Raw genomic sequence first — 12,366 nt, forward strand, 5'->3', positions numbered from 1 at the left:
TGAAGCGGGATTGGATGGATTGCTGATGCACGCGATCGATGCCGCGCATGTAGTAGAGGTAGAGACAGCCGATGGGCACGACCCGGCGCGATCTTTTCGGGCGCCGCAAGTCGGCCACCCCAACCAATCGGTGCTTGAATAGAATTTTTTCTGAGAGGCGGCGCATTTGTAAGCAACCGCATGCTGGGCCCAGCCGATGAACCCAGCACGAAGTTGGGGCCTCATATCTGACGGTCAATCCTGGCCATAGACCCTACGGAACTCACGCGGGCTTACCCCAACCAGCCGTCGGAAGCTCTTTTCGAAATGGCTCAGGTCGCCGAAACCGACCTTCAGCGCCACTTCGGTAATGCGCAGCTTGCGCTGCTGATGCAAAAGCTCCTTGGCCTTTTCGATCCGTAGCTGCTGCAGCATCGGTTTGAACGGGGTGCCGAGTTCGTCGCGGAACAGAAAGCCCAGATGCGACTGGCTAACGTGCGCCTGCCGTGCCAGATCGCCCAGGGTCAGCGGCTCGGCATAGTGCTCGCCCAGATGCACCAGGGCGCGCCGCAGTGCGTCGTGCAGGGTGGCGAGACGTTGCCCGGGGCGATGCGGAAGGCCGTCGATCCAGTCGACAGGCGTTCCCGGCGGCGTGGGCTCAGCCGGAAGATCGGCCGGTTGCGACATCGTCGCGCATGCATGGTGCTGCGCTCCCTGCACCCGGCCTTCCAACAGACGCGGTGCGTGGCGCTGGATGTCGGCGCTGCCGATCGGCCTGCCGGCTGTCATGACCGCCAGGCGCAGCACCACCCGCTCCAGCTCCTGGAGGTTTTCCGGCCATGGGTAGTGGGTCAGGGCGTCCATCAACACCTCGGTGACCACCTGACCGTGATCCAGGCCATGCCGATCCAGCACATGCTCGACGTGAAAGCCGATATCTGTCCGTCGCTTGCGCAACGAGGTAAGTTCGATCGACAGGACATCCAGTTGCGACAGCAGCGCCCGCGAGAAGCGTCCGGCACGTACGCGGCGCGACAGATCAGCGGTCGTGGAGGCGACCACGCGTGGCGAGTCCTCGCCGTCCACGGCGGACCATGGCACGCCGAGGCCACAAAGCTGCCCGGCCAACTGGCGCTGTAGCGCGTCGTCGAGCTCGTCCACGCTCTGCAGGAACAGCGTTCCCCCGGCCCCGCGCTTGAACCATGCCGCCGGTGCGTTGCTTGGAGCGGCGCAGTCGATCGCAACGAACGGCCCCTCCCGCCAGGGTGAAGCTGCATGCAGCAAAACGGCCACCGCTTCCTTCTCGGTTCCGAACTCGCCGCGCACGATGACCGGCAAGCGACTGTATGCGCCGTGCTCGACAAATTCGTCGATCGTCAAGACCTCTTCGCTCACGCCCACGATCGACAGCGCGCGACCAAACCGGTCTTGCGCGATTGCCCGCGCGGCATCGCGCTTGATCAGGTACGCACAATACTTTGCGATCTGCTGGCACAGCGTCATCGCCTCCGGGGTCATTCGTTCTTGAGCCGGCGTGACATTCAGTGTGCCGAGCACTTGCCGGCCGTGCTGGACGGGAAAACACTGCGTGGGCGGGGGCTGGGTTTCTGCCAGAACCGGACCCGGTGGACCGTGATGCTCCACCGCGACAAACTTACATACCGCGCCGTTCGTGATCGCGCTCTGCGACAGTTGTGCAGCGATCTTTCCCAGCATTTTCTCCAAGGGATCGCCTGGGAAATAGGCGCGCTGCACTACATCAAAGACTTGCTTTTCCATGGATGCTTTCGACCTGATCTACTGGCGCGCTCGGAAGGCGGCCAGACCCAAGTCGCGCCATCCCTGACCAGACCGTCGGCAAAGCTCCAAGCGTGCATTCCGCTTTTTCTACGAACGCTCCTCTCGCCCGCCCTCGGTCGATCCACCCTGATGTGAGACAACGCTCGCTTGCGGTGACTGGACGGTGGCAGGCGCAAAACGATTCGCCAGCAAAGCAACCGCTTGGTGCAAGCCAGATCTGGCATTAGCACGCCGCCACAGCCCGTTCCCGACGATTCGTAGCATCGGGCTTGTCCGCAATTGGATTGGGTGCGGCGCGTCTCACTCGTTGCCGCTGCGGCGATGCGACGCTGCGACGGGCTCAAGCAATGGCGTCGTATATAGTGTTGCGACGTTCTGCACGCGCGCGCAGGGATAATGCGCTGTCTTCCCGATGGCGATGCTCATGTCCCAACCCGTGCCCACCTTGCGCGCCTACGACACCATCAAGCCGCTGCTGTGGCTGGTGTCGCTGGCGATCTTCATGCAGATGCTGGATGCGACCATCGTCAATACGGCGCTGCCGTCGATGGCGCGCAGCCTGCACGAAAGCCCGCTGCAGATGCAGTCGGTGGTCTTCAGTTATGCATTGGCGGTGGCGATGTTCATCCCTGCATCGGGCTGGATTGCGGACCGCTTCGGCACCCGGCGCACCTTCCTTGCGGCGATCATCGTGTTCACGCTGGGCTCGCTGCTGTGCGCCGCCGCGCAGCAGCTGCCGCAGCTGGTTGCGGCGCGCGTGGTGCAAGGCATTGGCGGGGCGATGCTGCTGCCGGTGGGCCGGCTGGCAGTGCTCAAGACCGTGGCGCGCGCCGACTTCCTGCGCGCGATGAGTTTCATCGCGATTCCTGCATTGATCGGCCCACTCGTCGGCCCCACGCTGGGTGGCTGGCTGGTGGAAGTCGCCTCGTGGCACTGGGTGTTCCTGATCAACCTGCCGATCGGTGTGATCGGGTTTGTTGCCGCACTCAAGATCATGCCGGACCACTACGGCGATGCACGCCAGCGCTTCGATCTGATCGGCTATCTGATGCTGGCGTTCGGCATGGTGGCACTGTCGCTGGCGCTGGACGGCATCTCCGAGCTCGGCCTGCGCCATGCCTTTGTCATGCTGCTGGCCATCGGCGGGCTGGCCGCGTTGGCCGGTTACTGGCTGCATGCGGCCAGCACGCCGGCGGCGTTGTTTCCACTGGCCTTGTTCAAGGTGGCCAGTTATCGCATCGGCATCCTGGGCAACCTGTTTGCGCGGGTGGGCAGCGGCTCGATGCCGTTCCTGATTCCACTGTTGTTGCAGGTCGGCCTGGGCATGAGCCCGATGAATGCCGGGCTGATGATGGTGCCGGTGGCGTTGGCCGGCATGGCGGCCAAACGTGCAGCGGTGAAGCTGGTCGGTCGCTTCGGCTATCGCCGCGTATTGATGCTCAATACCGTGCTGGTGGGCCTGGCGATGGCGAGCTTCGCGCTGGTCGATGTCGGCCAGCCGCTATGGCTGCGGCTGGTGCAGCTGGCCTGCTTCGGCGCGGTGAACTCGCTGCAGTTCACCGTCATGAACACCGTGACCCTGCGCGACCTGGATCGTGAGCAGGCCAGCCCCGGCAACAGCCTGCTATCGATGGTGATGATGTTGGCCACCGGGTTCGGCGCGGCGGCAGCGGGCAGTCTGCTGGCCGCCTTCAACACGCATCTGGGCGACAGCCACGGCGCCACTGCCGCATTGCATGCGACCTTCCTGTGCGTCGGTGGCATCACCTTGTCGTCGACGCTGATCTTCTGGCAGTTGGCCGAGACGCGGCCACATCCCAGGCAGGTGGAAGAAGTCGCCGAATGACGCGGCCGCTGCGCCATCGACCAGCGCCGCGCGCCAGCGCAGCGCCGTGTGCGATTTCAACTGCGGTGCACGGCTCTAGATCTGCTCGCGCGGGCGTTCGCGCCGCAATGCCTCGGCGATGGTGTCGGCCAGCATGTCGCCGGTGAGCGGCTTGCGCAGGAAACTGTCGAACCCGGCTTCCTGCGCGGTGGGCTCGGCCTCTTCGTCCGAGCGTGCGGTCACCGCCACCAGCGGCATGTCGTAACCGAACACGCGCAGCTGCCGCGCCAGGGCGAAGCCGTCCAGCCCGGGTAGGTCCAGATCCAGCAAGGCCAGGTCGAAAGGGTTGTCGGCCGCTTCGGTCAGCGCGGCCAGCCCGTGCGGCGCATGCACCACCGAGTGCCCTTGCGAGCGCAGCAGGCCGACGATGACCTCGGCGATGGTGGGGTCGTCTTCCACCAGCAGGATGCGCTGCGGGGCGACCGCGCCTCCGGTGCGCGCCACCTCGCCACCGAGCGTGGCGTTGGAAGCGACCCAGCGCAGCGGCAGATCCACCACGAAGCGCGTGCCCGCGCCGAGCCGGCTGATCACTTCGATATGCCCGCCCATCGCCATCGCCAGTTCCTGGCAGATGGCCAGGCCCAGGCCGCTGCCGCCATAGCGCGAAGTGGTCTTGGCGCCGTCGCCCTGTTCGAAGCGCTGGAACAGGCGCGCTTTCTGGTCGGCGTTGATGCCCGGGCCGGTATCGGCCACTTCGAAACGCAGCCCCTGATACGAGCCCAGCGTGGTCAGCTTGAGCCCGACCACGCCGCGCTCGGTGAACTTGATCGCATTGCTGAGCAGGTTGAGCAGAATCTGGCGAATGCGGGTGACATCGCCACTGGCGGTGATGTCGCCAAGCAGCCCTACTTCCAGGCTGAAACGCAGGCCGCGCTCCTGCGCCAGGGGCGCCATCAGGCCTTCCACCTCGGCCACCAGCTGGCGTACCGAGAACGGCTCCAGATCCAGTTCCAGACGGCCGGATTCGATCCGCGCCAGGTCCAGCGCATCGTTGACCAGGCGCAGCAGATGCGCGCCGGCACGACGGATCGATTCGGTATAGCTGCGCTGCTTGTTGTCCAGCGAGGTCTTGAGCAGCAGCTCGCTCATGCCCAGCACACCGGTCATCGGGGTACGCACCTCGTGGCCGAGCGTGGCCAGAAAGCGCGTCTTGGCCAGCGACGCCTGCTCGGCCAGCTCCTGCTTGTGCACGGCCAGCTGCCAGGCGTTCAAACGCCGCAGGCGGCGGCGATACAACAACACCGCCGCGGCGATGGCGCAGAGCGCGAGCACGCCCAGAAACACCAGTCCCCATGGCGACAACCACCAGGGCGGCAGCACCTGAAAACGTAGCGTCTGGCTGGCCGACCAGATGCCGTCGGCGGTGCGCCCCTGCACTTCCAGCGTGTAATGCCCGGCGGGCAGCCGCGAGAACTGCCGCTCGCCGCTGGGACCGACATCGATCCAGTCCGGATCGTAGCCACTCAACCGAAATCGGTAGCTGTTGGATTCGGAATCGGCCAGGCTGAGCAGGCGCGCGACGATATGCAGATCGCGGTCGCCATCCTGCATCGTCAGCGGCTCTTGCCCGGTGATATCCAGACCACGCTCCCCGCGCCGCAGGCCCACGCGTTCGATGATCAACGGCGGCCTGCGGGTGCTGGGGCGCATCGTGGCCGGGTCGAACACCACCACGCCGTCGGGCGATGCAGCGACGATGCGCCCGCTGCCGGCCTGCACCAGCGTGTTGATCTGCAACTGCTGGTTGGGGAGCCCATCGTGCACGCCGTACACGCGCACCAACCTGCTGCCGGGGTCGATCCGGATCAGCCCGCGTTGACTGGACACCCACGCCACGCCCCTGGCGTCGACCACCAGGCCGTTGGGTGCCACCAACGGAAACTCCTGCTCCTTTCCGACCGTGTCCAGGTGCTTGAGCCGCTTTCCGTCCCACAGATACCGCCGGATCTCGCCGGCCAACCCGGTCCAGAGCACGCCCCCCTCTCCCAGCCGGAACAGATAGGTCGGCAGGGACGGTGTACCGTCGACGGGGACAAACCGGTCGGCGGCGGGGTCCCAGCGCCGCAGGCCGGCGTTATTGCTCAGCCATATCTGACCATCCGGGCCGAGGCGTAGGTCCAGGATGGTCAACACCTCCAGTCCATGACTGCCATTGACGATGGTCCGCAGCAGTTGCCCGTCCTGGTTGCGGATTTGCAGGCCATATTCCAGCACTGTCACCCATAGGCGGCCCTGCGCGTCCTCAGCCATCCAGCCCGGACGGTCCGCCGCACCGTCCGGATCGGGCTCGACGTCCTCACGTAGCTGCAAGCGTTTGACCTGCCCGCTCTGCGGGTCATACCGGACCAGTTTTCCTTCGACGCCGATCCAGACCAACCCGCGCCGGCTTTCGAGCATGGAGTCGGGCGGACGGGCATCGATTTGCGTCAGATGCGTCTGCAATTGGCCGGTCGCCGCATCGAGATACTCCAGCGCATGCCGCGAGCCAGCCAGCCAGACACCGCCCGCAGCCGAAGACGCCGTCGCCAGCACCGACGGATTGGTCAGCGACTGTGGATCAGCACCGTGGTGGGCCAGTACCGCAAAGGTGTCCCAATGCGGAGGCAGGTGCCACAGGCCACCTTCAAGCGCCGCAAACCACAGCCCGCCCTCCCGATCCTCGTAAGCGGTAATCCAGTTGCGCCTGACCAGGCCATGCGCCGACAGGCTGTAGACCGGCACGCTGCTGATGTCGGTTCCTGCGGTGGACAGGCCCAGGCCGCTCTCGGTGTCCAGCCAATAGCGCCCGCTGCGGTCGTGCAGCAACACTCCCATCACCCGCCGCTTGCTCACGGCCTTCTGCCACGGCTGGGGCCGCGCCTGGCCGTCGGCGTCCACGCGAAACGCATCGCCGACCACATCCGAGACCCATAAGGTGTTGCCGCTGCGCTCCATGTGCAGCCGGTTGACCGCCTGCGTGGTTCCGGGCAACGACACCCGCTGAAAATGCGCGCCGTCCCAGCGCGCTAGCCCGCCATGGGTCCCGATCCACAATGTTCCGTCGGGCGCGACCTCGAACCCGATCACGCTGTCGGACGGCAGGCTGGTCGGGTCGCTGGGCACGTTGGAAAAGCGCTGCATGCTGCCGTCGGGACGTCGCCGATACAGCCCGTGGGCCGCAGTACCAAGCCAGATATCGCCGTTCGGGGTGTAGGCCAGCGCCCACACCGTGATTTCGCGCAGCTCCGGAAACTGCGGGTTCTCCAGCCGCCTGAACGCGCGCGTCTTGGGCTCCAGAAAACCGGCTCCGCCGTTCTCGAATCCCATCCACACCCGATTGTCGCGATCGACGCAGATGGTCCAGATCGCGTTGCTGGTCAAGCCGTCTTCCATCCGCCAGATGCGGTAGTTGCGCCCATCGAATCTGGCCAGGCCGTCATCGCTGGCGATCCAGAGATAGCCCTGCTGATCTTCGGCCAGCTCACTGACGGTGTCCGAGGGCAGCCCGTCGGCGACCGTGACCTGGCTGGGCACCGGCGTGAGCAGCGCGCCCGTGGCCGCCCGCGCAGGTGGCACCGTGACGTACACACACAGCGACACCGCTGCGATCAACCAGTAGGAAAAACACGAAAAAAGGCGCACGGGACAGGTTTCACGACAAGTCGCCGCATAGTGCGGGCCGCACGCGGTGCGAGCAAGCCCGAGCGGGCTTGTCGCGTCGCTCGTCCGTTTTCACCTCCCGTCCCGAACCAGCGCATGCAGGGGGGCCTCGATCCGGTTCAACGCTGTTGCATCGGCGCCAGGCGGCAACCGTACGACCGGGCAAGCGATGACAGCTCAGCCGACGGCCGGGACGTCATGCGCAGCGGCGGCATCGGCCAGCACGCGTGCCAACGCCTGTGCAAGGAGCTCGCCGGTGACCGGCTTGCGCAGGAAGCCATTGCAGCCGGCGGCCATCGCCTGCGGTTCTGCGTCGGCATCGGCACGTGCGGTGACCGCAACGATCGGAAAGCGCACGCCGCGCGCGCGCAACTGCGCCACCAGCGCCGCACCGTCGATGCCCGGCAGGTCCAGATCGCACAGCCCCGCGTCGAAGCGGCGCGTACTCACCTCGGCCAACGCCGCCAGACCATGCAGGACATGGGTGACCTGATGGCCACGCGTCTGCAACAGGCCAACGATCACCTGCGCCACGGTCGGGTCGTCTTCGACCAGCAGCAACTGCAATGGCGCCTGTGCCTGCGGCGAGCTTGCCCGTGCAGGCGCAGGCACTGCGGGGAGCGCACTCACCCAGCGCAGCGGCAGCTCCACCACAAAACACGCCCCTTGCCCCAGTTCGCTGCTGACCGTCACCGCACCGCCCATCGCCGCTGCCAGTTCGCGGCAGATCGCCAGGCCCAGGCCGCTGCCGCCATGCCGGGCCAGCGTCACGGCGCCTTCGGCCTGCTCGAAGCGCTGGAACAGGCGCCCGCGCTGTTCTGCACTCATGCCCGGGCCGGTGTCGCACACTTCGATCCGGATGCCTTGCCCGTGGCTTTGCGGCACCACCCCCACACGCAGGCTGACGCTGCCACGCTCGGTGAACTTGACCGCGTTGAACAACAAGTTGAGCAGGATCTGTTGCACCCGGCTGGCATCGCCATGCAATGCAGGCGGCAGCGCGTCATCCAGCTCGCAGGCGAAGGCCAGCCGCTTCTGCTCGGCGCTCGGGCGCACCAGCTCGGCCACCTGCCCGATCAGCTGACGCAGATCGAAGTCGCGGTAATCCAGCGGCAGCTTGCCGGCCTCGATCCGCGCCAGGTCCAATGCATCGTTGACCAGCCGCAGCAGATGCTTGCCAGCCAGCTGGATCGCGCTGGCATAACCCTGCTGGCGTCCGTCCAAGGGCGTCTGCAGCAGCAACTCGCTCATGCCCAGCACACCGGTCATCGGCGTTCGCACTTCGTGCCCCAGGGTCGCAAGAAAGCGTGTCTTGGCCAACGATGCCTGCTCGGCCAGCTCGCGTTTGTGCTGGGCCAGCTGCCACTGCGCGCGCATGCGCACACGGCGGCGGTAGGCTGCCGCAAGCAATGCGCCCAGCAGCAGCACAAGCAGGCAAATGAGCGCGATGCCTGCGTCACTGCGCCACCACGGTGGATTGACCGAGAACCGCAGCGAGCGCATCTGTGAGCGATTGCCCAGCGGATCCACCCCTTGCAGTGTGAGTTCGTAGCTACCGGCAGGCAAGCTGGCGAATTCCCGGATTCCCGCGTTGCCCGAGGTCTGCCATTCGGTGTCGAAGCCTTTCAAGAAACTGCGATAACGATTGGACAGCGGGTCGCTGTACGACAGCAGACGGCTGACGATCTGTAGCTGCCGATCTCCAGGGCCAAGCTGAAACGGGCGATCCATTGGCAACGCGACGCGTGCACCATTGCGTAGCACACTGACATGTTCCAGCTGCAGTGCCGGAACAAACGGTGCGATATCGGGCATTGCGGTATCCAGCAGCACGGTGGAGCCATCGCTGGTCGCCCCGATCAGGCTATCGCCCGCCATTAGCAGACAATGCTGAATGAACTCCTGGCTGGTCAATCCATCGCGTGTACCGATATTGCGTAGGCGTGCCGGCGTCACCGAAGGGTCGATCCGCCATAGCCCGCGCAAGCTGGAAATCCAGACCCTGCCACGCGGGTCGATCCGCATTGCGGACGCATCGAACCCGGTCAGGCCATCCACCTGGCCCACCTGACGCACGCGCACCCAACGTGTTGCGGTTTTTTTCCATTGTTCTGCACCGACGGCCCGATACACCCACACCATCTCCGGCGATTGGCTGGCAAACGCCTGAATCTGCGCCCCTTCCAACCCTGGGACCGGCACGAACTGGTGTGACGCTTCGTCCCAGGCAAACATGCCGCCTTCGCCTGCAACCCAGACGCGCCCGTCCGGGCCCTGTTCCAGCTGCTGTACGGCGATATCGCGCAAACCGTGCAAGTCCTGCTGCGTGATGCGCTGCAAGACACGACCGCTACGCAGATCGCGCTGCTGCAGCATGTCGATGAAGGCCATCCACACCGTATCGCCATGCTCGATGATCCAGTCAGGCGCCGATAGCGCCGACGCCGGTTCGGGGCCATCGGACGGCCAGTGGATGAATTCACCGGTCCGCAGGTCCATGCGGGAAAGGCCAAAGCTCAAATTGCCTAGCCAGACACGTTGCAGGCGATCCTCCAGCGCCGACACCAACTCCATGTCCTTGAGTTGCGACGACTGCAACCCTGTCTGAAACGTGTCGCCAGTGCTTGGATCGACCCGCAACAAGCGACCTTCCGCATCGACTTGCCACAGACCACCGGAACGTGTGGCAGGGGCCAGGTTGCAATAGATGGCATCACCCGTCGGCACCGCGGGTTTGAGCACGGCAGTGCGCTTCCAGTCTGCCGGCAAGTACCCAAGGCCGGTGCCATGCATCGGAACCCATAGCCCGCCATCAGCGGCTCCAAGCAGGCCAATGACATTCCGGCGTGACAAAGCCCCCTCTCCGCTGAAGGCTGGGACCGGCGGACGCTCGCCGCGGGTCCGCCACAGACCGCGTCCGCTTCCCAACCAGAATTCGCCGTCCGGGGCAGCCACTGCACCCCAGAATTCGTTGCCGGTGCCGAACATCGTCCCCCAGGGAAGCGGCTGCCATCGATCGTCGGATCCCATGACGTGCAGCCCCGACTCGCTGCCCAGCCACAGACGGTCGCCCGCCCATTGCAGACCGAAGATGGCAGACTGCCGGTTAGGCTCGTCCGGGACATAGACGCGATGCAGACGTTTTCCGTCGTAATACGCCAGTCCACTGGTGGTTCCGATCCACAGCCGCTGCCGGTTGTCCGCCGCAAGATTCATGACCATGGCCTGGTCAAGGTCGCCATCGAGCGTACCCAGATCCACCGACGACATCACGCCGGAAGTATCGATGCGAATCAGCGCGCCGGTCGTGGTTCCGGCCCAGATGTCGCCGTCGAACGCAGTGATGCTGTAGATCTCGCCGTCCTTCATCGACGGATAGTCAACAGCGCGGTAGTGCCGAAAATGGCCTCGTCCGGCATCCATGACGCTCAGCGTCTTGCCGCAGCCGATCCATATCCTGTCAAGCGCGTCGATGTGCAGCGCCTGGATCGCGTTGCAGGGCAACGATGTCGGGTCGGAAGGATCATGTCGCCAGGTCCTGAATCCTGCGCCGTCGTACCGCACCAAACCATCCAGGGTGCCAAGCCACAGATAGCCGGCGCGGTCCTGGTGGATCGCAACCACCATGGTCGATGGGAGTCCGTCGCTGGGACCCACGATCCGGAAACGCGGAATCTCCGGAATCTTCGCCACACAGGGCATTGCGCCCAGCAGCAAGACCAACAAAACAGCAAGCGCACGCATGTGGGCATCCTTTCCACGTCCAGCCCGCATGCTCGCAACGGATCGTTGCGAGCGCAAGCCAAGCGCGGTGCAGCGGGATATGTCTAGAATCCGCCCATGACAACCCTCGCCCGCCTGTTGCTGCTTCCCGCCCTGGTCGTGACCAGCCTTGCCGCGACCGCCGCGCCGGTGCGTTACGCGCTGGATCCGGTGCACACGCGGGTGCTGTTCGCGGTCGAACATGCCGGCTTTTCCAAGGCGTTGGGCACCGTTTCCGGAACCAGCGGCACGCTGGTGTTCGACCCGGACGACTGGGCCTCGGCACGGCTGGACGTGACCGTGCCGCTGCACCGCACCGACCTGGGCGATGCCAAGTGGAACGAGGCCACCCTGGCACGCAACCTACTCGACGCCGAGCGCTTTCCCGACGCGCATTTCGTCTCCACGCAGGTGGAAGCCAGCGGCGAGAACCACGCCAAGGTCACCGGCAACCTGACCCTGCACGGGGTCACCCGCCCGGTCACCCTGGACGTCACCCTCAATGCGCTCAAACGCCATCCATTGCCGCCGTTCCGCCGCACCGCCGGGTTTTCCGCCACTGCCACGCTGAGCCGTGCGGAGTTCGGCATCGACGCGTGGAAATCGATGATCGGCGATACGGTGGAACTGCGCATCGAAGCCGAAGCCGTGCGCGAAGGCCGCGCCGACGACGACACGCCGCAACCCCAAAACGCACCCGCCGCCCCTGACGCTGCGCCCAGCCCGGAATCCTGAGCATGACCCTGAAGAACATCGAACGCTGGGGCGGTGTCAGCCAGACCCTGCACTGGCTGATCGCACTGCTGATCCTGGTGCTGGGCATCGTCGGCCTGACCATGGGCGAATTGCCCAAGACGCCGAAATACTTCTGGGTCTACACCGCACACAAGTCGGTGGGCCTGACCGTGTTGGCACTGGTGATCGTCCGGCTGGCCTGGCGCCTCTATGCGGGCGCGCCGCCGCCGGTGGCCGGCACTCCACGCTGGCAGGAACGCATCGCCGGGCTGACCCACTGGCTGCTGTACGCGATGATCTTTGCGATGCCGCTGTCGGGCTGGTTGTACGACTCCACCAGCGGCCTGCGCCCGTTCCGCTGGTTTGGCCTGTTCGCCGTGCCCAAGCTCAGCCCGCCGGACGAACAATTGCGTGCGGTTGCGCACTTCATCCACGAGTGGGGCTTCTGGCTGTTGATTGCCGTGGTGCTGGCGCATGCCGGCGCTGCGCTCTACCACCACCTGTTCCAGCGTGACGCCACCTTGGTGCGGATGTTGCCGCGTGGCTGGCTCTCTTCCAAACCCTAA

6 protein-coding genes are annotated in these 12,366 nt (G+C 65.4%); 3 read left to right on the forward strand and 3 right to left on the reverse strand.

Annotated elements, in window-relative coordinates:
- Positions 1 to 234: 234 nt before the first annotated feature.
- Positions 235 to 1,758 (reverse strand): AraC family transcriptional regulator, encoded by a 1,524-nt coding sequence (locus ABQ039_RS13955; protein ID WP_184608872.1) that lies wholly within the window; start codon positions 1,756 to 1,758, stop codon positions 235 to 237.
- A gap of 445 nt (positions 1,759 to 2,203) precedes the next feature.
- Here ABQ039_RS13955 and mdtD point away from each other — a divergent pair, with 445 nt between their 5' ends.
- On the forward strand, positions 2,204 to 3,625 hold the full coding sequence (gene mdtD, locus ABQ039_RS13960; RefSeq protein ID WP_184608870.1) for a multidrug transporter subunit MdtD: 1,422 nt from the start codon (positions 2,204 to 2,206) through the stop codon (positions 3,623 to 3,625).
- A gap of 75 nt (positions 3,626 to 3,700) precedes the next feature.
- On the opposite strand, the gene ABQ039_RS13965 is transcribed toward mdtD, so the two are convergent.
- Together ABQ039_RS13965 and ABQ039_RS13970 are read right to left on the reverse strand one after the other, a co-directional pair.
- A complete protein-coding gene (locus ABQ039_RS13965) occupies positions 3,701 to 7,237 on the reverse strand; it encodes an ATP-binding protein (RefSeq protein ID WP_221232333.1) in 3,537 nt (1,178 codons plus the stop codon).
- A 243-nt stretch (positions 7,238 to 7,480) separates the two neighbouring features.
- Positions 7,481 to 11,047 (reverse strand): ATP-binding protein, encoded by a 3,567-nt coding sequence (locus ABQ039_RS13970; protein WP_349778021.1) that lies wholly within the window; start codon positions 11,045 to 11,047, stop codon positions 7,481 to 7,483.
- Between the two features lie 96 nt (positions 11,048 to 11,143).
- Here ABQ039_RS13970 and ABQ039_RS13975 point away from each other — a divergent pair, with 96 nt between their 5' ends.
- Positions 11,144 to 11,800 (forward strand): YceI family protein, encoded by a 657-nt coding sequence (locus tag ABQ039_RS13975; RefSeq protein ID WP_184456847.1) that lies wholly within the window; start codon positions 11,144 to 11,146, stop codon positions 11,798 to 11,800.
- A 2-nt stretch (positions 11,801 to 11,802) separates the two neighbouring features.
- Positions 11,803 to 12,366, forward strand: a complete 564-nt coding sequence (locus tag ABQ039_RS13980) for a cytochrome b (protein WP_046343717.1) — start codon at positions 11,803 to 11,805, stop codon at positions 12,364 to 12,366.

The organism is Xanthomonas sp. WHRI 6108 (assembly GCF_040202385.2).
Classification (GTDB): Bacteria; Pseudomonadota; Gammaproteobacteria; order Xanthomonadales; family Xanthomonadaceae; genus Xanthomonas; species Xanthomonas arboricola.